The 20963-nt window shown below is 68.5% G+C and carries 18 protein-coding genes; 6 read left to right on the forward strand and 12 right to left on the reverse strand.

The annotated features are described in order from the left end of the window. Nucleotides 1–343 precede the first annotated feature (343 nt). Together KUG39_RS07330 and KUG39_RS07335 are read left to right on the forward strand one after the other, a co-directional pair. Nucleotides 344–1915 (forward strand): photosystem II high light acclimation radical SAM protein, encoded by a 1572-nt coding sequence (locus tag KUG39_RS07330; RefSeq protein WP_216914046.1) that lies wholly within the window; start codon nt 344–346, stop codon nt 1913–1915. Between the two features lie 163 nt (nt 1916–2078). Then, entirely contained in the window at nt 2079–4040 is a 1962-nt protein-coding gene (locus tag KUG39_RS07335; RefSeq protein WP_216914047.1) for a beta strand repeat-containing protein, read from the forward strand. Nucleotides 4041–4084: 44 nt separating this feature from the next. On the opposite strand, the gene KUG39_RS07340 is transcribed toward KUG39_RS07335, so the two are convergent. Genes KUG39_RS07340 through KUG39_RS07350 form a run of 3 tightly spaced genes read right to left on the reverse strand, consistent with a single transcriptional unit; the run spans nt 4085 to nt 6540 of the window. After that, nucleotides 4085–4924: a CPBP family intramembrane glutamic endopeptidase gene (locus KUG39_RS07340; protein WP_216914049.1), complete on the reverse strand. Its 840-nt coding sequence runs from the start codon at nt 4922–4924 to the stop codon at nt 4085–4087. After that, nucleotides 4925–5284 carry an ATP-dependent Clp protease adapter ClpS gene (gene clpS / locus KUG39_RS07345; RefSeq protein ID WP_190611481.1) on the reverse strand — a complete coding sequence of 120 codons (360 nt, stop codon included), beginning with the start codon at nt 5282–5284 and terminating at the stop codon, nt 4925–4927. A 29-nt stretch (nt 5285–5313) separates the two neighbouring features. Further along, complete coding sequence (locus KUG39_RS07350) at nt 5314–6540, reverse strand: LL-diaminopimelate aminotransferase (RefSeq protein ID WP_216914051.1); 1227 nt, start codon at nt 6538–6540, stop codon at nt 5314–5316. Nucleotides 6541–6639: 99 nt separating this feature from the next. Between KUG39_RS07350 and KUG39_RS07355 the strand changes: the two genes are divergently transcribed. The 3 genes from KUG39_RS07355 (at nt 6640) to KUG39_RS07365 (ending at nt 12498) form a co-directional block, all read left to right on the forward strand. Beyond that, complete coding sequence (locus KUG39_RS07355; RefSeq protein ID WP_216914054.1) at nt 6640–9360, forward strand: TIGR03960 family B12-binding radical SAM protein; 2721 nt, start codon at nt 6640–6642, stop codon at nt 9358–9360. A gap of 377 nt (nt 9361–9737) precedes the next feature. Continuing rightward, nucleotides 9738–11801, forward strand: coding sequence for an Rne/Rng family ribonuclease (locus KUG39_RS07360; protein WP_216914056.1), 2064 nt, complete (start codon nt 9738–9740; stop codon nt 11799–11801). After that, a complete protein-coding gene (locus tag KUG39_RS07365) occupies nt 11737–12498 on the forward strand; it encodes a ribonuclease HII (protein WP_199297134.1) in 762 nt (253 codons plus the stop codon). The genes KUG39_RS07360 and KUG39_RS07365 overlap by 65 nt, the downstream gene beginning before the upstream one ends. Here the strand turns inward: KUG39_RS07365 and KUG39_RS07370 are convergent. Beyond that, nucleotides 12437–12949: a DUF1997 domain-containing protein gene (locus KUG39_RS07370; protein WP_216914058.1), complete on the reverse strand. Its 513-nt coding sequence runs from the start codon at nt 12947–12949 to the stop codon at nt 12437–12439. The two genes, KUG39_RS07365 and KUG39_RS07370, sit on opposite strands and share 62 nt — an antisense overlap. A 56-nt stretch (nt 12950–13005) precedes the next feature. On the opposite strand from KUG39_RS07370, the gene pheA reads away from it, so the two are divergent. Continuing rightward, nucleotides 13006–13851 carry a prephenate dehydratase gene (pheA, locus tag KUG39_RS07375; RefSeq protein ID WP_094585982.1) on the forward strand — a complete coding sequence of 282 codons (846 nt, stop codon included), beginning with the start codon at nt 13006–13008 and terminating at the stop codon, nt 13849–13851. Between the two features lies 1 nt (nt 13852). Here pheA and KUG39_RS07380 read toward each other — a convergent pair whose 3' ends face one another. From KUG39_RS07380 to KUG39_RS07415, 8 genes are all read right to left on the reverse strand, one after another. Further along, nucleotides 13853–14839 (reverse strand): methyltransferase domain-containing protein, encoded by a 987-nt coding sequence (locus tag KUG39_RS07380; protein ID WP_190611487.1) that lies wholly within the window; start codon nt 14837–14839, stop codon nt 13853–13855. Between the two features lie 3 nt (nt 14840–14842). Beyond that, complete coding sequence (locus KUG39_RS07385; protein WP_094585984.1) at nt 14843–15511, reverse strand: LON peptidase substrate-binding domain-containing protein; 669 nt, start codon at nt 15509–15511, stop codon at nt 14843–14845. 140 nt (nt 15512–15651) lie between these two features. Continuing rightward, the gene (gene rpsJ, locus KUG39_RS07390) at nt 15652–15972 is read right to left on the reverse strand and encodes a 30S ribosomal protein S10 (RefSeq protein WP_015109452.1); all 321 of its coding nucleotides are present in this window, start codon (nt 15970–15972) and stop codon (nt 15652–15654) included. 130 nt (nt 15973–16102) lie between these two features. Further along, on the reverse strand, nt 16103–17332 hold the full coding sequence (tuf, locus tag KUG39_RS07395; protein ID WP_094585985.1) for an elongation factor Tu: 1230 nt from the start codon (nt 17330–17332) through the stop codon (nt 16103–16105). A gap of 42 nt (nt 17333–17374) precedes the next feature. Next, a complete protein-coding gene (gene fusA, locus KUG39_RS07400; RefSeq protein WP_094585986.1) occupies nt 17375–19450 on the reverse strand; it encodes an elongation factor G in 2076 nt (691 codons plus the stop codon). 112 nt (nt 19451–19562) lie between these two features. Then, nucleotides 19563–20033, reverse strand: a complete 471-nt coding sequence (gene rpsG, locus KUG39_RS07405; protein WP_015109449.1) for a 30S ribosomal protein S7 — start codon at nt 20031–20033, stop codon at nt 19563–19565. Nucleotides 20034–20095: 62 nt separating this feature from the next. After that, nucleotides 20096–20470: a 30S ribosomal protein S12 gene (gene rpsL / locus KUG39_RS07410; RefSeq protein ID WP_015109448.1), complete on the reverse strand. Its 375-nt coding sequence runs from the start codon at nt 20468–20470 to the stop codon at nt 20096–20098. A 96-nt stretch (nt 20471–20566) separates the two neighbouring features. Continuing rightward, nucleotides 20567–20956, reverse strand: a complete 390-nt coding sequence (locus tag KUG39_RS07415; protein ID WP_199297135.1) for an AIR synthase — start codon at nt 20954–20956, stop codon at nt 20567–20569. Nucleotides 20957–20963 lie beyond the last annotated feature (7 nt).

Genomic DNA, 20963 nt, shown 5'->3' on the forward strand with positions numbered 1-20963 from the left:
ACGGTTGTTGGTGGAGGTGACCCACTCACAGAACTGGTTCCACACCGAAGCGCCGGAGCGCTGCTGGAGAGTGGCGGTCATGAGTGCGTAGAAGGAAGTCACCGAGCGCTGGCGTCGAAACGCCGGGCCGGTGGAAGGAGATGGGGGCGGAATCCCGTCCCCGCAGCACTGTAACAGTGTGTTGCGGAGCGTGAGGGCCGCCTTCATGAAGAAAAGCTTTGCTTCCCGGCGCGCCTCTCCCGGCCCCCTCCCCTGGTACCTCCCGGGCCCGGTAAGCCAACCGCCCACCGGCGGCCCGGGCGCGCTTGTTAGCGTCCAGACACCCCCTCGAGCTGCGTCAGCCGTGAGCGATCAACGGGTGCTGCTCGTGCGGCTGCCCTGCAATCCGATCTTCCCGATCGGCCCGATCTACCTGGCCGATCACCTGCACAAGTGCTTTCCAGGCTTGCCCCAGCGGATCCTGGATCTGGCGGCGGTGCCCCTGCTCGATGTCCAGCGCGTGCTCCTGGAGGTGGTCGACCAGTTCCGCCCCACCCTGCTGGTGTTCTCCTGGCGGGACATCCAGATCTACGCCCCGGTCGATGGCCGGGGCGGCAATCCGCTGCAGAACTCCTTCGAGGTGTTCTATTCCGCCAGCCCCCTCAAGCGTCTGCGGGGGGCGATCGGCGGGCTGCGGCTGATGGGCTCCTATTACGGCGAGCTGTGGCGCAACCTGCGGCTGGTGCGCCGGGGCCTGCGGCGCGCCCGCCGCCACAACCCCGGGGCCCGGGTGGTCATCGGCGGCGGGGCGGTGAGCGTCTTCTACGAGCAGCTGGGCCGCGGCCTGCCCACCGGTTCGGTGGTGTCGGTGGGGGAGGGGGAAGGGCTGCTGGAGAAGCTGATCCGTGGCCAGTCGCTCACTGGCGAGCGCTGCTACGTGGTGGGCGAGGCGCCCCGTCCGGGCCTGATCCATGAGCAGCCGGCGGGCCTGGAGAAGACGGCCTGCAACTACGCCTACATCGAAGCGATCTGGCCCCAGCTGAACTGGTACCTCGACGGCGGTGACTTCTACGTCGGGGTCCAGACCAAGCGCGGCTGCCCCCACAACTGCTGCTACTGCGTCTACACGGTGGTGGAGGGCAAGGCCGTGCGCGTCAACCCCATCGCCGAGGTGGTGCGGGAGATGCGCCAGCTCTACGACCGTGGCGTGCGGGGCTTCTGGTTCACCGATGCCCAGTTCATCCCGGCCAGGCGCTACATCGACGACGCCAAGGACCTGCTGCGGGCCATTCAGGCGGAGGGCCTCACGGACATCCGCTGGGCGGCCTACATCCGCGCCGACAACCTCGATGCCGAGCTGGCTGAGCTGATGGTGGCCACGGGGATGAGCTACTTCGAGATCGGCATCACCTCGGGGTCCCAGGAGCTCGTGCGCAAGATGCGCATGGGCTACAACCTGCGCACGGTGCTGGAGAACTGCCGGATGCTCGCGGCGGCCGGCTTCCGTGAGCATGTCTCCGTGAACTACTCGTTCAACGTGATCGATGAACGGCCGGAGACCATCCGCCAGACGATCGCCTATCACCGCGAACTGGAGATCATCTTCGGCGCCAGGTCGGTGGAGCCGGCGATCTTCTTCATCGGCCTCCAGCCCCACACCCACCTGGAGCAGTACGCCTTCGACCAGGGGATGCTCAAGCCGGGCTACGACCCCATGAGCCTGATGCCCTGGACGGCCCGCAAGCTGCTGTGGAACCCGGAACCGATGGGTCGGGTGTTCGGCCGGATCTGCCTGGAGGCCTTCGAGCGCAACCCGGCCGACTTCGGCCGCACCGTGATGGACCTGCTGGAGAGGGAGTACGGCGTGGCTCCCCTGGATCAGGCGTTGCGGGCGCCGGTGGAGGGGCGCCGGGCCCTGGCCACGGCGACGCTCTGAGCAGCGAGCAGCCCGAAACCTGTCATGATTGCCGCAAAGAGGCTGCTATTAGAGAATTTTAAGGTATTTAAGGTAAACTCATTATCAAGCGGCATGGCCGCGGTCGCAGGCGCCTGCCCTGCAGGCCTCTTCCAACCAAGGCTCCCCCAAGCGCTTCCCCAGCATGGCCACCATCAACGTCACCCCCTCCGGAATCCCCACCCTCCGTGAGGTGATCAATGCGGCGGCCGCAGGGGACATCATCCTTCTGGCGGATGGCACCTACGCCTCCGTCCGGTCCCTGGCCAAGCAGACCTCTGCCCCTGGGGTCGTCCAGGCCTCCGGCTATGCCGTGACCGGCACTTCCGAGGCGGGCGCCATCGTCAGGGACACCCGCATTTTTCAGCGAAACACGGATGGCCCCAACGGGCCCGGCACGGTCGCGAACCTGACCCTGGACTACAGCGCCGGTGGCCTCGCCGATGGCAACGCCCTGCTGCGGGCCACCTCCGCCTCGTTCGTGGTGCAGGATGTCACCTTCCGAGGCACCCACACCGGCTGGAACGGCAACGGCAACCTCTACATGTCGTTGACCTCGTTTTCGGCCACCTCGCCGATCACGACGGGTCTGACCCTGGACGATGTCACGGTCACGATCAAGGGGCAGGGAGGGTTCAACCCCTTGACCGGGGCTGGAGGTTCCGCCTTCCTTCACAGCTGGAACAACAGCGGCAGCCTTCTCATCCGCGACAGCCTCTTCGATGAAGCCGGCTTCCTGAGCAGCTTCAATATCCTCAACTTCACTGGTTCCGTTGCCACCGGTTCGGTTCAGATCTCCGGCAACACCTTCACCCGCTCAGAGAACCAGACCGTGGTGCGCCCCACGGGCAATATCCTCGGCAATGTCACCGCTACGCTGAGCGGAAATACCTTCGAGAATGGCTCCTATCTTGATCTCTATGACGTCAGCAAGCTCATCACGCTGACATCGAACACGTTTTCGACCATTGCCAATGGCTTCGGCCTTCGTATCAACGGCCCCACCGTCGGGGTGCTGCCAGTCCTGGCCGGCACGAACGTCTTCAGCGGACCGGGCCTTGCCCTGAAATACGTCGACCCTGGGAACAACAAGTCCATCAGCCTGACCGGGACCAGCATCGTCAACGGTGCGTCCTTCACCAAGCTCACCGCCGGTGGGCAGGGCAACGACACCCTCACCCTTGCCGCCGGTTTCACCGACTGGGTGAGCGGGGATGACGGCAATGATTCGATTTCCACCGGTGACCTGGCCGACGTCCTGCTCGGCGGCGCCGGGAACGACACCCTGACCGGTGGCACCGGTAACGACACCATCCGCGGTGGCGCTGGTAATGACACCATCAATCACACCGTCGATTCCGATGGAGTCGACGCGGTGGATGGCGGCGCTGACACCGATGCCCTTGTGCTCACCTCAGGTTCAGGTAATCAGACTCTCACAGTCGTTTTTGACGGGGTCTCCATTACAGGCTTTGAAGGTGGTTCCGTGACGAATGTGGAGTCGGTGACGGCCAACCTTGGCAGAGGCCCGGCTGACCTGCTGGCTTACGATTCAACAACGGCTGCTGTGACCGTCAATCTTGCCCTCGGAAGTGCAAGTGGGTTTACCTCAATCGCAGACATTGAGTATGTTCGCTCGGGCGCGGGCACTGATTCTCTAACGGGTAGCAATGCTGCCAATATTCTGGATGGTAGTACCAATAACGATATGATTGATGGTGGCGGTGGAGACGACACGTTGATTGGTGGCCTCGGGGTCGATCTCTTGACAGGCGGTTCGGGGAATGACTCCTTCCGTTACTTCTCGACCGATGAATCGGGCACGACGGCTGCAACCCGTGACGTCATCACGGCCTTTGAAGGAGCTGGCATTGCCGGCGGAGACCTGATCAATGTCAATGACGTTGACGCGAACACCGGTGCGGGTGGCAACCAGAACTTCACCTTCATCGGCAATGCAGCTTTCACCGCTGTGGGCCAGTTGCGTTTCTTCCAGGACGGCACCAACACCTTCGTTGAGGCCAACACCACTGGAGCCACTGGAGCGGAATTCACCATCCAGGTGAATGGCTTGCATACCTTCATCGCCACCGACTTTTCCCTGTAGGCCCTGGCGGGTTTTGTGGGCGGCGATCAGCGCTGAGGGGGGCCTCAACCCTCGGACGTCGGCATCCCATCAGCTCGACACCGCTGTTTCAGGTAGCCCCGCAGCACCAGCAGCCCACCAAGCCCAATCCACCCCACCAGGCCCCCGATCGGGTTGGGCTGGCTGCCCCCCGGCCCCGCCAGCCATGGGGGGGCGCTCGGCAGCAGCTCCAGCAGGCCCCCCTGCAGGGCGAACCAGCCCCCCACCAGGCCGCCGTGCAGGCCGACCGCCCCCCAGAGCACCCCGCCATCGTCCCTGCGCACCAGGGCCAGATTCAGTCCCAGAAGCAGCAGCCCGCCCAGCAGGCCCACCGCCCCCAGTCCGCCGGGCTGACTCCAGGGGTGGACGAGGGCGAAGACGGCCGCCTGCAGCAGCAGCGCCCCCCTCGGGGCCATCTGATGCTGCAGTTCACCCCACAGCCAGCCGCGGAACACCAGTTCCTCGGCGAAGCCCACGCCCACCATCAGGGCCAGGGCGTTCAGCACCTCGCCCCCGTCCAGGCCACCCGGCCCGATCCAGCGGGCGCCTCCCGAGGCCAGCAGGGCACCCACCACCAGGGCCAGCAGCGCCAGGGTCCGCAGCAGCCCCCGCCCGAAGGCCCCCAGCGCCACGGGCAGCGGGGCCAGCACCCCGAGAGCGCGCCACGGCTGGGATTCGCCCCAGACCCGGCGCAACCGCAGCGGCAGGGTCAGCAGCAGCAGCACCAGGGCCACCACCGCGCCGGCCAGATCCACCTGATCGGGGCGCAGGCCCGGGGCGAGGCCGGCCAGGGGGCGCACCAGCAGCCAGCCGAGGCCGTAGAGCAGCGGCACGTAGAGCAGGGTGCCGCTCCAGCGGGGGCCCACTCAGTTCTCCGGCTCGATCGTGCTCGTCAGGCCCTTGGCCTTGAGGGTTTCGCAGTAGAACTCCGCCGGCTCCAGATCGCAGACGATCACCAGTCCCACCCCCGTGTTGTGGGCCTCCAGCATCACGGCGATGGCATCCTGCTCACTCAGGGAGGGCACCACCTGGCGCAGGGTGTTCACCACATACTCCATGCTGTTCACGGGGTCGTTGTGAAGCAGCACCTTGTAGCGGGGTGAGGTCTTGCGCACCCGCTCCGGCGCCTTCTCGATCACGGCGGCCCCCCCCGGCGAACGGGAGGGGGTTTCGGTGGCCGCCGGGGTGGTGGAGGCGGTGGCAAAGGGCGGGATGGTCATGGGCATGGCCGCTCCGGTCCTGACAGTGGCCAACTCTAAAGAGCCCGGATCCGACGCATCGCCTCGTCCACGTTGGCGCGGGAGTTGAAGGCGGAGAGGCGGAAATAGCCCTCGCCCGCCGCGCCGAAGCCGCTGCCGGGGGTGCCCACCACATGGGCCTGGTTCAGCAGGTGGTCGAAGAAGCCCCAGGAATCCAGACCCTCGGGGGTCTTGATCCACACGTAGGGGGCCTGCTGGCCCCCGTACACCTGCAGGCCGGCGGCCTCCAGTTCACGGCGGATGATGGCCGCGTTCTCCATGTAGAAGCTGATCAGGGCCCGCACCTGCTCCTGGCCTTCCGGCGAGTACACGGCCTCGGCGCCCCGCTGCACGATGTAGCTCACCCCGTTGAACTTGGTGCTCTGGCGCCGGTTCCAGAGGCCCCACAGCTCCACCGGCTCACCGGCGGCCGTGGTGCCGGTGAGTCCCCGGGGCACCACGGTGAGGGCGCAGCGGGTGCCGGTGAAGCCGGCGTTCTTGGAGAAGGAGCGGAACTCGATCGCGCAGCGCCGTGCCCCTTCGATCTCGTAGATGGAGTGGGGCAGCTCCGGATCGGAGATGAACGCCTCGTAGGCGGCGTCGAACAGGATCAGGGCGTCGTTGGCCAGGGCGTAGTCGACCCACTGCTTCAGCTGCTCCCGGGTGGCGACCGCGCCGGTGGGGTTGTTGGGGAAGCAGAGGTAGATGAGGTCGACCGGCTGCGCCGGCAGCGGGGCCACGAAGCCGTTGGCCGCCGTGATCGGCAGGTAGGTGAGGCCCCCGTAGCGGCCGCCCCCGTCGGCGTCGCCGGTGCGGCCCGCCATGACGTTGCTGTCGACGTACACCGGATAGACCGGATCGGTGACGGCGATGCGGTTGCCGGCCCCGAGGATGTCGAGGATGTTGCTGCTGTCGCACTTGGAGCCGTCGGAGATGAAGATCTCCTCGGCGCTCACCTCGCAGCCGCGGGCCTGGAAGTCGTGGCGGGCGATAGCCTCCCGCAGCCAGCCGTAACCCTGCTCGGGCCCGTAGCCGTGGAAGCCCTCCCGGGTGCCCATGGCCTCGATCGCCCGCTGCATCGCCTCCCGGCAGGCCGCCGGCAGGGGCTCGGTGACGTCGCCGATGCCCAGGCGGATCACGGCCGCCTCGGGATGGGCCTCCGTGAACGCCTTGACGCGCCGGGCGATCTCGGGGAACAGGTAGCCCGCCTTGAGCCGGAGGTAGCTGTCGTTGACCTGAACCATGGGTGGGAAGCGGAAGGCGGGGCGGCGGGGCCAGGCGGCATCTTCCTATGGCGCGGGCCGGCCTGCCTACGCTCGGGTCGCAGCCCGCCGGTCGCCGCCGTGTCCTTCGCCACCGTCGCCACCGTCGCCACCGTCGCCACCGCCACCCCCGCCACGACGGTCGACGCCCCCGTCGCCTTCGCTGAGCTGGTTGACGGCGGCATCGCCCGGCCCGCCCGCTACCTCGGCAATGAGCGGGGGGTGGAGCCCCGCGACTGGTCGGCGGCCCGGGTGCGCTGGGCGCTCACCTACCCGGAGGTCTACGAGGTCGGCGCCAGCAACCTCGGCCATGTGCTGCTTTATTCCATCCTCAATGCCGTTCCCGGTCAGCTGTGCGACCGGGCCTACCTGCCGTCGCCCGATCTGGCGGCCCGGCTGCGGGAGCGGGGGGCGCCCCTGTTCGCGGTGGAAAGCCACCGGCCCCTGACGGCCTTCGACATCCTCGGCTTCAGCCTCAGCTACGAGCTCGGCGGCACCAACATCCTGGAGATGCTTGATCTGGCGGGCATCCCGATCCGCGCTGCCGACCGGGGCGACCTGCCCCTCGACGATCCGGCGGCGCCGCCGCTGATCTTTGCCGGTGGCCCCACCGCCACCGGCAATCCCGAGCCGTTCGCGCCCTTCTTCGATTTCCTTGCCCTGGGGGACGGGGAGGAGCTGCTGCCCGAGATCGGCCTGGTGGTGGCCGAGGGGCGGGCCGCCGGCCTGGGCCGCCGGGCCCTGCTGCGGGACCTGGCCGAGGTGCCCGGGGTCTATGTGCCCTCCCTGTACGCCCCCGGGCCCGACGGGGTGAGCCTGCTGCCGCTGGAGCCGGGCCTGGCGCCCCGCATCCAGCGGCGCACCGCCACCCCCATGCCCCACTACGCCATGGGCCTGGTGCCCCACATCGAGACGGTCCACGACCGGCTCACGGTGGAGATCCGCCGCGGCTGCACCCGCGGCTGCCGCTTCTGCCAGCCGGGGATGCTCACCCGCCCGGCCCGGGACGTGGAGCCGGAGGCGGTCATCGAGGCGGTGGAGGAGGGCATGCTGCGCACCGGCTACAGCGACTTCTCGCTGCTGTCGCTCAGCTGCAGCGATTACCTCTCCCTGCCGGCGGTGGGTGTGGAGCTGCGCAACCGGCTGGCGGAGCACAACGTCAGCCTCACCCTGCCCAGCCAGCGGGTCGACCGTTTCGACACTTCCATTGCCCACATCCTCGGCGGCACCCGCCGGGCCGGGCTCACCTTCGCCCCCGAGGCCGGCACCCAGCGCCTGCGGGACATCGTCAACAAGGGCCTCACGGACGCGGAGCTGCTGCGCGGCATCCGCACCGCCATGGAGAACGGCTACAACCGCGTGAAGCTCTATTTCATGATCGGTCTGCCGGGCGAGACCGACGCCGACGTGCTCGGGATCGTCGACACCTGCCGGGGGCTGCAGCAGCAGTGCCGTGATCTGGGTCGGTTGCAGCTCAACCTGACGATCAGCAATTTCACCCCCAAGCCCCACACGCCGTTCCAGTGGCACAGCGTGTCGACGGCGGAGTTCCGGCGCCGGCAGCAGCTGCTGCGCGACGCCCTGCGGCCCCTGCGGGGCATCAAGACCAATTACACCGACGTGCGGCTGTCGGCGGTGGAGGACTTTGTCGGCCGCGGCGACCGGAGGCTGGCGCCGGTGATCGAGGCGGCCTGGCGGGCCGGGGCGGGGCTGGATGCCTGGTTCGAATCGGCCGAGCGCACCCATGCCGCCTGGACCGGCGCCATCGAGGCGGCTGGCCTGGGGGGCTCCTACCGGGCCCTGGAGATGGGCGGCTGGAGTGCGGCGGAGGCCTTCGCCACCGGCGACCTGGAGGCCTTCTGCCGCCAGCCCCTGCCCTGGGACCACATCGATTCCGGGGTCGACAAGGCCTGGCTGGCGGAGGACCTGGGTCGGGCCCTGGCGGCCGCCGTGGTGCCTGACTGCTCCTTCGAGGGCTGCAGCAGCTGCGGCGTCTGCGGTCCGGAGCTGGGGCACAACGTGGTGATCCCGCCGCCCCCCGTGCCGTCGCCGCTGCCGCCGCGGGCGCCGGCCAGCGAGCGGGTCTGCCGGCTGCGCTTCGCCTTCGCCAAGACCGGCTCCCTGGCCCTGATCAGCCATCTCGACATCCTGCGGCTGATGGAGCGGGCCCTGCGCCGCAGCGGCCTGCCGGTGAGCTTCACGGGCGGCTTCCATCCCCTGCCGCGGCTGCAGGTGGCGCTCCCTTTGCCCCTGGGGGTGGAGGGCCTGCACGAGTGGCTCGACCTGGACTTCGCCGCCCCGGTCGACCCCGAGACGGCCCGGGAGCGTCTGCAGGCGGAGCTCAGCCCTGAACTGCTCCTCCTGTCGGTGCAGGCGGTGCCCCTGGCGACCCCCGGTCTGGCCCAGCAGATCCGTTCCGCCGAGTGGCGGTTCACCCTGCGGCCCGCCCCCGATCCGGCGGCCCCCGATCCGGCGGCACCGGCTCCGGCTTCACTGACCCAGGAGCGCTGGGCGGCGGCGGTCGCGGCGCTGCTGGCGGCCACCAGCCTGCCCTGGCAGGACCAGGACAAGAAGGGGCGCCCAAGGGAGCGGGAGTGTCGCCCCTACCTGCTCGACCTCCGCCTGGTGCCCGGTGAGGGCCCGTCCGGGGCGGACCAGGTGCTGGATCTGGAGGCCGCCGTGGATCCCCAGGGCCGCAGCCTGCGTCCGGACCATCTGCGCCACTGGCTGAGCACCGGCCTCGGCCAGCCACTGGTGCTCGGTCCGGTCCAGCGCCGTTGCCTCCGGCTGGACGCATGCTAAGTTCGCCCTAGACGGAGACAGGAATAGCGGGGTTCCCTCCCTTCTTCCTCCCCCGCCCAGACGCTTCTGCATCAGGGACGCTTTCTAGAAGCTCCTCGGCGAAAGCGCTATCAAAGTCAACATTGCTTGGTTCGGTCTTCGTTGCTTTGCATCGGGAAGGAACGTCATTCCTTCCGTCACGCTGCCGGCCCGACGACATCCCTGCTCCCCTCCGGGCCCCTTGGCTTCTGGGGGCCAGACCAGGCAGCCAGCCGTTTCCCTTGTTTCCGGGGTCCGGCCTGATTCTCTCCAGTGGCTGAGCGACCGCCACGGTCGCCGCCCGATTCCTTCCCCCACCTGCCCCCCGGCAGGGCTCCACTGAGCCCACCATCTCTTCCATGCCCCAGCAGATCGTCATCGCTGAGCAGTTGCGGATCGCCGCAGTGCTCAACGACGAACGCGTCGATGAACTGATCGTCGCCCAGGGTCGTTATCAGATCGGTGACGTCTACCTCGGAACCGTCGAGAACGTGTTGCCCGGGATCGATGCCGCCTTCGTCAACATCGGTGAAAGCGAGAAGAACGGCTTCATCCACATCACCGATCTGGGTCCCCTGCGCCTGAAGAAGGGGGGCGCCGGCATCACCGAGCTGCTCGAGCCCCGCCAGAAGGTGCTTGTCCAGGTGATGAAGGAGCCCACTGGCACCAAGGGGCCGCGCCTCACCGGCAACCTCTCCCTGCCGGGACGTTTCCTGGTGCTCCAGCCCCACGGCCAGGGGGTCAGCATCTCCCGGCGCATCAACGGCGAGAACGAGCGCAACCGGCTGCGGGCCCTCGGCGTGCTGATCAAGCCCCCCGGCGCCGGCCTGCTGATCCGCACCGAGGCCGAGGACGTCAGCGAGGAGATGCTGATCGACGACCTCGAGGCCCTGCTGCGCCAGTGGGAATCGATCCAGCAGGCGGCCGAGACGGCCTCGCCGCCGGTGCTCCTCAACCGCGATGAGGACTTCATCCATCGGGTGCTGCGCGACCTCTACAGCCCTGACGTGCTGCGGGTGGTGGTCGACAGCGCCGATGCGGTGGCCCGCGTCAACGCCTTCCTCGGCGCCGACCAGGCCAACCTCCTGGTGGAGCACCACGGTGAACCCACCGAAATCCTTGAGCACTACCGGGTCAACGCCGCCATCCGCGATGCCCTCAAGCCTCGGGTGGATCTCCCCTCCGGCGGCTACGTGATCATCGAGCCCACCGAGGCGCTCACGGTGATCGATGTCAACTCCGGCTCGTTCACCCGCTCGGCCAACGCCCGCGAGACGGTGCTCTGGACCAACTGCGAGGCGGCGGTGGAGATCGCCCGCCAGCTGAAGCTGCGCAACATCGGCGGCGTCGTGATCATCGACTTCATCGACATGGAGTCCCGGCGCGACCAGCTGCAGCTGCTGGAGCACTTCACCCAGGCCTCCCGGGACGACACGGCCCGCCCCCAGATCGCCCAGCTCACCGAGCTCGGTCTGGTGGAGCTGACCCGCAAACGCCAGGGCCAGAACATCTACGAACTGTTCGGCCGGGCCTGCCCCAGCTGTGGCGGCCTCGGCCACGTGGCCGTGCTGCCCGGCAAGGACACCCTCCAGCCCCTGGCCACGGTCTCCGGCCTGGTGCGCTCGGCCGCCTCGGCCCGGGCCGAAGTGGCCAGCCCCTCCACCGGCGCCGGTGAGTCCGGCGGTGGCGGCCGGCGCCGCCGTGGCGGCCGCGGTGGCCGCGGCTCCGACGGGGCCGAGACCCCCGTCCTGGGCGGCTACGGCGAGGGCGGCGGCAACGGCAGCGCCGTCGTCCTGCCGGCGGCCCAGGAGAGCCCCGCCAGCGACGCCCCGCAGCGCCGCCAGGAGCCCGAGGTGCTGGCCGTGCCGATGGATCCCGAACAGGAGCTTGTCTTCGGCTGGATGGGGCTGAGTCCGGCCTTGCTGCTGGATCCGCTCCCCACCGGCGACAGCCTGATGGTGCGTGTGGTGCGCCCCGACGCCGACCCCGAGGCCGTCCTGGAGGAAGCCCGTCAGCAGCTGGCCGCCAGCGGCTCCCGTCGCCGGCGGCGCGGCCGCGGCGGTGAGGGCCGCAACGGCATGGCCGACGCGAATGGCATGGCCGACGCGCCCGAAGCGGCCGAATCCCCCGTGTTCTCCGGATCCTTCGACTCCCCGGTGCCGGAGGCGATCCCCATCTTCGAGATCACGCCGGCCCCGTTCGAACCCCTGCCCACCACCGTCCCGTCCGAACTGGTGACGGTGGCCGTGCCCAGCCGCCGCTCCTCCAGCCGGTCCACACCGGCGGCGGTGGCGGCCCCGGTGGCGACGGCGGCTCCGGTCCCGGTGGCAGCCTCTGCCGCCGCAATTCCCGCGGCCGATGCCGCTGCCGCCGACGCGGGTGAACCCCGCCGCCGCCGCCGCCGCTCCTCCGCCGCTGGCTGATCGCCCCGGCCGCAACGCCCTCGGGCGCCCCGGCCCCGAGGTCCTCGCTCACCCCGACGCAGATGTCTGGGGGGGGCTTGAGCCCGCGGATTGTGCCGGAGTGGACGAGGTCGGCCGGGGCAGCCTGTTCGGACCGGTGTTCGCGGCGGCGGTGGTGTTGCCGGCCACGGCCCTGGCGACCCTGGCGGCGGCGGGCCTGAACGACAGCAAGAAGCTCAGCGCCCGGCGCCGCGAGGCCCTGGTTCCCCTGCTGCGCCACCATGCCCTGGCCTGGGCCCTGGGGCAGGCGAGCGCCGGCGAGATCGATCGCTGGGGGGTGCGCCAGGCCACCGAATGGGCGATGCTTCGGGCCCTGCAACGGCTGGCCCGCCCCCCCCGGCTGCTGCTGGTGGACGGGGTCCTTCCCCTGCGGGGCTGGCCCGGCCCCCAGTCCGCCCTGGTGGGCGGTGACGGCCGCTGCGCCGCGATCGCCGCCGCCAGCGTGCTCGCCAAGCAGGAGCGGGATGCCCTGCTGCGGCGCCTGGCGTTGCGCCACCCCGGCTATGGCCTGGAGCGCCACGCCGGCTACGGTACCCGCCAGCACCGGGAGGCGATCCAGCGGCTGGGACCCACACCCCTGCACCGCCGCAGCTTTCTCAGGTCGATCGGCACCAGTGCTGGAAATCCCCCAGCAGCTGCTGACTCACCCGGGTCCTGATGCCCAGCAGGATGCCGCCGAGCACCGAGCGGCCCGTGGCCTCCAGCACCTTGGGCGGGATCAGCTTCAGCAGGGTGGGGCGGCTCACGGTCACCGAGAGGCTGGCCTCACCGGTGAGGCCGCCGTCGGCCGCGGCCAGCCAGGAGCAGAGCCCGAGGCGGAAGTCCTCCACCAGTCCGAGTCCTTCGAGCTGGCAGTCGAGGGCCTCCAGCTCCAGCCGGCCATGGCGACGCACCACCTGCAGCTCCACCACCGGCTGGATCTTCAGCTGGAACACCCGCACCTGGCTCACGGTGTAGCGGTAGCGGCCGGGGCCGAGGGGTTGGAGCTGGGTGGGGTCGAGCAGGGCCTGCACGACCCGCTGCTCATCGTCGAGGTAGGCGGGCAAGCGATCCGCCTCGCTGGCCACCGGAAGGTCGAGTTGCTGGCTGGCGCTGAAGGCCAGGGACATGGCCTGCGGGCCGGCAGGCCATGATCCTACCGATCACCCCAGAGCGTCCCACCGCCATGCGTCTTGCCTTTCTCGGTCCCGTCGGCACCTACGGTGAGCAGGCGGCGCAGCGACTGGCGGCCCTCGAGGGCCTCGAGGCGGTGGACTTCGTGCCCCAGCAGGGCATCCGCGCCGTGATCCGGGCCCTGGCCGACGGCGACTGCGATCTGGCGGTGGTGCCGGTGGAGAACTCCGTCGAGGGGGGCGTCACAAGCTGCCTCGATGCCCTCTGGGAGCACCCCGACCTGGCGGTGGCCCGGGCCCTGGTGCTGCCCATCCGCCACGCCCTGGTGGGCAGCGGCCCCCTCGACGCCATCAGTGAGGTGCTCTCCCATCCCCAGGCCCTGGCCCAGTGCAGCCTGTGGCTGGGGGAACACCTGCCCCAGGCCCTGCAGCTGCCCACCAGCTCCACCGCTGAAGCGGCCCGGCTGGTGCGGGGCAGCCGCTTCCGGGGCGCCATCGCCTCGCTGGAGGCGGCCGCCGAGCACGGCCTCGAGGTGCTGGCCCACCCGATCAATGATGTGCCGGGCAACTGCACCCGCTTCCTGCTGCTGCGTCGCGGCGAGCGCTCCCACCAGGGACCGTACGCCAGCCTGGCGTTCTCGCTCCATTCCAACCAGCCCGGTGCCCTGCTGGAGTCGCTCGGCTGCTTCGCCGGCCAGGGCCTGAACATGAGCCGGATCGAATCCCGTCCCTCCAAGCGGGAGATGGGCGAATACATCTTCTTCGTCGATCTCGAGCTTCCCGAGGGGGCCGCTCCCCTGGACGGGGCGATCGCCGACCTCACCCCCCTCTGCGAGCACCTGGCCCTGTTCGGGGCCTATCCCCTCACCAACCTCGCCGCCGAGGAGAAGGCCGACTGAGTCAGCCCGGCCCGGGCACCGGTCCGCGGAAGACGCCGAACTGCATCAGACCGTTGCGGAAGGCCCAGTCCATCAGCAGCAGCGTCGGCGTTTCCCGAAGCCCCTGGATCACGGCCCGGGGGCCCAGCCCCAGCACCGCCCCGGGGCGACGCACGCCTTCGAGGATCGAATCCACCCAGGAGGGCAGGGTGGCCACCGTCCAGTCGCCGGTGCTGATCGGCAGGCCCCGGTTCCAGGGGCTGGTTTCCAGATTCCGCTTCAGGGAGGGGATGCTGGCGAACTCCGGGTGCGCCCACTGGTCGAGCAGCTGGCGCATCACCCAGCGCTCCAGCCGGTTCATCGGGGCGACGCCCGGGTCGCGGCGGTTCCAGTCGGCCACCGCCAGAGCGCCACCGGGCCGGAGCACGCGCAGCATCTCATCGGCGTAGCGCTGCTTGTCGGGCATGTGGGGGCCGGCTTCGACGCTCCAGACCGCATCGAAGCCCGTGTCGGTGCCCCCGTCGGGCAGCTCCAGGGCCAGGGCATCCATCACGGCGAAGCGGCAGTTCGGCAGGTCGGCCGGTGTGAGCTCCCGGGCCCGGGCGATCTGGGCCGGGCTGATGCTGATGCCCAGCACCTCGAAGCCGTAGTCGCGGGCCAGGATGCGGGCGCTGCCGCCGATGCCGCAGCCCACGTCCAGCACCCGGCTGCCGGGGGGCAGACGGTCGAGGCCGCTCCAGCGCACCAGCTCGTGGACGAAGGCGGCCTTGGCGGCGCGGAAATCCCGGCTGCCCGGCGGATCGCCGTAGTGGCCCAGGTGCACGTGCTCGCCCCAGAGCCGCTCCAGCAGACGGTCGTCCGTCCAGCGGTCGTAGGCGGCGGCGACGCTGGCCGGCGACAGGTAGGCCCGGGAGCGGCGCTGCCACAGCAGGGCAGCCAGGAGGGTCGCCAGGGCACCCCCCGTCAGGAGGAGGGGCAGCAGGGCGCCGCCCGGAAGAAGACTCGGCATGGCTCAGGTCTCGCTGCTGCCGTCGCCGAGGGTGGAGAAGGTGTCCTTCAGGACCGTGCGGGCCGCCAGCTGGCGCCGGGTCTGGTCGAGCAGTTCGAATTCCTGGCGCAGCCGCTCACCGGTGTCGGTGATCTCGAGCAGGGCCTGCTGGTGGTCGGCCACCGGCCCGCCGAGATGGGCACCGATCCAGAAGGAGAGCTCCCGCGGCAGATCGGGCAGATCGGCGGGCAGCGAGGAAGGCTTGCCGATCAGCTTGCCGGTGAGATCGACCACGTCGCGCAGGGCCCGGGTCACGTCGCTGGTGAGGGTCTCGAGCTCCTCGTGGCTTTCGCTCACCGTGTCCTCGATCCAGCTGACCATGCCGACCCGGAACGGGGTGTCGCGCACGATGTCGAGCACCCGGAAGCGCTGCTGGCCCATGGTGACGATGTTGCTGCGGTCGTCATCCTGAACCTGGCAGTGGAGGATCTCGGCACAGCAGCCCACTTCCGCCATCTTCTTGCTCTGGGGATCCCAGCGCACCACCCCGAAGCGCCTGTCCTCCGACATCGCCGTGCGCAGCATCATGCGGTAGCGCGGCTCGAAGATGTGAAGAGGCAGCACTTCCTGGGGGAAGAGCACCACATCGGGGAGGGGGAACAGGGGCAGCTCCCTGACGGCCAGATCAGTCACGGGAGCAGGATGCCGCTGGCGGCAGGGGGGAAGGGGCGATCGGAGGTCGGCAGCGAAAGGATCAACCAGGGCAACTCGGGATGTGTCGCGATCCTAGAGAGAGCGACCAGCCCGGCGAAGCCCCGTTGAGCCCATCGGCATCAGAGCTTGACTTCGATGTCCACACCGCTCGGCAGGTCGAGCTTCATCAGGGCGTCGATGGTCTTGGAACTGGGGCTGTAGATATCGATGATGCGGCGATGGGTGCGGGTCTCGAAGTGCTCACGGGAATCCTTGTCGACGTGAGGCGAGCGCAGCACGCAGTAGATCTTGCGCTTGGTGGGCAGGGGGATGGGACCGATGGCCGTGGCAGCGGTGTGATCGGCGGTTTCGATGATCTTTTCGCAGGACAGATCCAGCATGCGGCGATCGAAGGCCTTCAGGCGGATGCGGATCTTCTGCTGGGGGATGGAGGCGGTCATCGGAGGGGAAACGCGGGCGAAGGGCGGCCGTAGGCCGTGGAAACGGGTTGTCGAGGTGCGGGAGGAACCGACGGTTCCGGAAGGGGGAGCCCCACCGTGGTGAGGCTCCCCCGAAAAGGCTAGATCAGCCTCACAGAACGATCTTGGACACCACGCCGGCACCGATGGTGCGGCCGCCTTCGCGGATGGCGAAGCGCATGCCCTGCTCAATGGCGACCGGGCAGATCAGCTCGGCGGACATCTTGATGCGGTCGCCGGGCATCACCATTTCCACGTTGGTGCCGTCGTCAGCGGTGAAGGCCGTGATCTGGCCGGTCACGTCGGTGGTGCGGATGTAGAACTGCGGGCGGTAGCCGGCGAAGAAGGGGGTGTGGCGGCCGCCTTCCTCCTTCTTGAGCACGTAGACCTCACCCTCGAACTTGGTGTGGGGCTTGATGGAGTTGGGCTTCACCAGCACCATGCCGCGCTCGATGTCCTCCTTCTGGATGCCGCGCAGCAGCAGGCCGACGTTGTCGCCCGCCATGCCCTCGTCGAGCAGCTTGCGGAACATCTCCACGCCGGTGACGGTGGTTTCCCGGGTGTCGCGGATGCCGACGATCTGGACGGTCTCGCCCACCTTCACCTTGCCGCGCTCGATACGACCGGTGGCGACGGTGCCCCGACCGGTGATCGAGAAGACGTCTTCGACGGCCATCAGGAAGGGCTTGTCGATCTCACGCTCGGGCTCGGGGATGGACTCGTCGACCGCATCCATGAGGTCGAGGATCTTGTCGACCCACTCATCCTCACCGCGCACGGCCTTCTTGCCACCCTGGATGTACTCGAGGGCCTTGAGGGCGGAGCCGGCGATCACGGGGATGTCGTCGCCGGGGAAGTCGTAGCTGCTCAGCAGCTCACGCATCTCCAGTTCGACGAGCTCGAGGATCTCCTCGTCGTCGACCATGTCCTTCTTGTTGAGGAACACCACCAGGGCGGGCACGCCCACCTGCTTGGCCAGGAGGATGTGCTCCTTGGTCTGGGCCATGGGGCCGTCGGTGGCGGCCACCACCAGGATGGCGCCGTCCATCTGGGCGGCACCGGTGATCATGTTCTTGACGTAGTCCGCGTGGCCGGGGCAGTCCACGTGGGCGTAGTGACGGTTCTCGGTCTCGTACTCGACGTGGGCCGTGTTGATGGTGATCCCCCGCTCCTTCTCTTCAGGGGCGCCATCGATCTCGTCGTAGGCCTGGGCCTTGGCCATGCCCTGGGACGCCAGCACGTTGGTGATGGCGGCGGTGAGGGTGGTCTTGCCGTGGTCAACGTGACCGATGGTGCCGATGTTGACGTGAGGCTTGTTCCTCTCGAACTTCTCGCGTGCCATGGAAGGAAAGAATCGGGGGGGTGGGTTGGATGTAAAGAAAGATCAGGAATTGCCCTGATTCTTGGAAATGATGGCTTCCGCCACATTGCGAGGAACTTCCTCGTAATGGCTGAACTCCATCGAGAAAATACCCCGACCCTGGGTCATGGATCGGAGCTGGGTGGCGTAGCCGAACATCTCGGCCAGAGGCACCTTGGACTGGACTTTGGACTGTCCGTTGTCGACGGACTGTCCTTCGACCTGGCCGCGGCGAGAGGAAAGGTCGCCGATGACCGAACCGAGGTAATCCTCGGGGACCTCGACCTCAACCTTCATCATCGGCTCAAGAAGTACGGGATTGCACTTCTTGACGCCGTCCTTGAAGGCCAAGGAACCGGCGATCTTGAACGCCATCTCCGAAGAGTCGACGTCGTGATAGGAGCCGTCCACCATGGTGACCCGGACATCGATCATGGGGAAACCGGCAATCACACCGGACTGGCAGGTTTCCTTCATGCCGGCTTCCGCCGGACCGATGTACTCCTTGGGAACGATGCCGCCAACAATCTTGTTGACGAACTCGAACCCTGAACCCGGCTCGCCGGGCTGCATTTCGATCACCACGTGGCCGTACTGGCCCTTGCCTCCCGTCTGGCGGGCGAACTTGCCCTCACCCTTGGCGCTGCCGCGGATGGTTTCCCGGTAGGACACCTGGGGGGCACCGATGTTGGCCTCCACCTTGAACTCCCGCAGCATGCGGTCGACCAGGATCTCCAGGTGCAGTTCGCCCATGCCGGCGATCACGGTCTGGTTGGTTTCCGGATCGGTGGAGACCCGGAAGGTGGGGTCTTCCTCAGAGAGGGACTGGAGCGCCTTGCCGAGTTTCTCCATGTCGCCCTTGGTCTTGGGCTCCACGGCCACGGAGATCACCGGTTCGGGGATGAACAGGGATTCCAGGATGATCGGATCGGAGTCGACGCAGAGGGTGTCGCCCGTGGTGGTGTCCTTGAGGCCGAGCACGGCGCCCAGGTCTCCGGCCCGGAGCTCGTCCACCTCTTCGCGCTCGTCGGCCTTGAGCAGGATCAGGCGGGAGATGCGCTCCTTCTTGTCCTTGGTGGAGTTGAGCACGTAGCTGCCCTTCTGCAGCACGCCGCTGTACATGCGGACGAAGGTGAGCTTGCCGTAGGGGTCGGCCATGACCTTGAAGGCCAGGGCACTGAAGGGAGCGCTGTCGTCGCAGGCACGGGTGGCTTCGCTGCCGTCGGCCAGCAGGCCATGGATCGGCGGCACATCGACGGGGGCGGGCAGGTAGTCGACAACCGCATCGAGCACCAGCTGGACGCCCTTGTTCTTGAAGGCGGAGCCGCAGAGGATCGGGACCATGCCGTGATGCAGCACCCCGAGGCGGATGCCACGCATCAGCTGCTCCTGGGTGAGCTCTCCGTTCTCAAGGAAGGATTCGATCAGCTCTTCGTCGGTTTCGGCCACCGACTCCATCAGCTTCTGGCGCCACTCCGCAGCCTCGTCCTGCATGTCGGCGGGGATCTCCTCTTCGAGGATGTCGGTGCCGAGGTCATTGGTGTAGATGATCGCCTTGTTGCGCACCAGGTCGATGATGCCCTTGAGGTCGCCCTCGGCACCGATCGGCAGCTGGATCGGCACGGCGTTGGCCTTGAGGCGATCCTTGATCTGGTCGTAGACCTTCAGGAAGTTGGCGCCGGTCCGGTCCATCTTGTTGACGAACACGATCCGGGGCACGTTGTAGCGATCGGCCTGGCGCCAGACGGTCTCCGACTGGGGCTGGACGCCGCCCACGGCACAGAACACGGCGACCACACCATCGAGGACGCGCATCGAGCGCTCCACCTCGATCGTGAAATCGACGTGGCCAGGGGTGTCGATGATGTTGATCCGGTTGTCCTTCCAGCTGGTGGAGATGGCGGCGGCGGTGATGGTGATCCCCCGCTCGCGTTCCTGCTCCATCCAGTCGGTGACGGCGGCGCCATCGTGCACCTCGCCCATCTTGTGGACCACGCCGGAATAAAACAGAATCCGTTCGGTCGTGGTGGTCTTGCCCGCGTCAATGTGAGCGGCGATACCGATATTTCTGACGCGTTCCAGGGGGTAGGCGCGGGCCACGGGAAAGTTCTCCGGGGGTGGGTCGACGAAAAGCGGGCGTAACTCTACAGACCGGTGATGGCTCAGGTCTGGGGGAACCGGATCAGCCCAGGCATCCGGTTCCCGGGGTCGCTCAGTAGCGGTAGTGGGCGAAAGCCTTGTTGGCCTCGGCCATCTTGTGGGTTTCCTCCCGCTTGCGGACGGCACTGCCGGCCTCGTTGGCCGCGTCCATCAGCTCGCCGGCCAGTTTCTGGGCCATGCTCCGGCCGTTGCGGGCGCGGGAGAAGTTGACCAGCCAGCGCAGCGCCATGGCGGTGCCCCGCTCCTGACGCACTTCCATCGGCACCTGATAGGTGGCGCCGCCGACCCGACGGGCCCGGACCTCCACCAGGGGGGTGGCATTGCGGACCGCCGTCTCGAACAGGTCGAGGGGATCGGCGCCGGTGCGCTCGTTGATCAGGGTGAAGGCATCGGAAAGGATGCGCTGGGCCGTGGACTTCTTGCCGTGCTTCATCAGCCGGGCCACGATCATCGAGGCCAGACGGCTGTTGAACTGGGGATCCGGGAGAACCGGGCGCTTCTCGGCGGCGTTGCGGCGGGACATGGAACGGAGGGAGAAAAAGCAGGAGGAGGGAGTCGGCCGCGGAGAGCCGGTGGCGCGAAGGCTCAGGCCTTCGGTGTCTTGGCGCCGTACTTGGAGCGGGACTGACGCCGGTCCTTGACCCCGGAGGTGTCGAGGGTGCCGCGGATGATGTGATATCGGACACCGGGCAGATCCTTGACGCGGCCGCCGCGGATCAGAACCACCGAGTGCTCCTGAAGGTTGTGGCCGATGCCGGGGATGTAGGCCGTCACCTCGAAGCCGGAGGTGAGGCGCACGCGGGCCACCTTCCTCAGCGCCGAGTTGGGCTTCTTCGGGGTGGAGGTGTACACCCGGGTGCAGACGCCACGCCGTTCGGGGCAGGCGCGCAGGGCGGGCGACTTCGTCTTGCGGGTGAGACGCTGCCGCTCGGTGCGGATCAGCTGCTGAATAGTGGGCATCGAGGGCCGGGTGCTGCTCGGTGGGGACTTCTGGGTGGACAGGTCGGACGTCCGACCGTATCGACAATCCGACACCTTACTTCGTCGTCGTCCCGCTCAGTTCTCACGGCTGAAGGCGGCGCCGCAGGCGCAGCTGCGCACCCCCGGTCCGGAGCGCACCAGGAACCCGCCGCCGCTGAGGTCGCCCCGGTAGTCGAGCTGGAGGCCCTGAAGCAGGGGCAGCTGGTCGCCGGGGGAATAGAGGGTGATGCCGTCGGCCCGGGCCACGGGGGTGCCGGACAGGTGGCCGGGGCGCAGGCGGATGGCCCAGGCCTCACAGGCGCCCTCCAGCAGCTCCAGGTGCATCAGCCCGGGGGTGCCCGCCACGGCCGCCTGCCGGCAGAGCTCGGCGGCGGCGGCGGCGGTGAGACGGAGGCTGTGGCCCCTGGGCACGGCGAGGCGGCGAATGGGGTGAGTCTGCCAGTGGGGGAGATCTGCCCAGGCCATCAGTCCG

It is taken from the genome of Synechococcus sp. CCAP 1479/10 (assembly GCF_019038515.1).
Taxonomy (GTDB): Bacteria; Cyanobacteriota; Cyanobacteriia; order PCC-6307; family Cyanobiaceae; genus Cyanobium.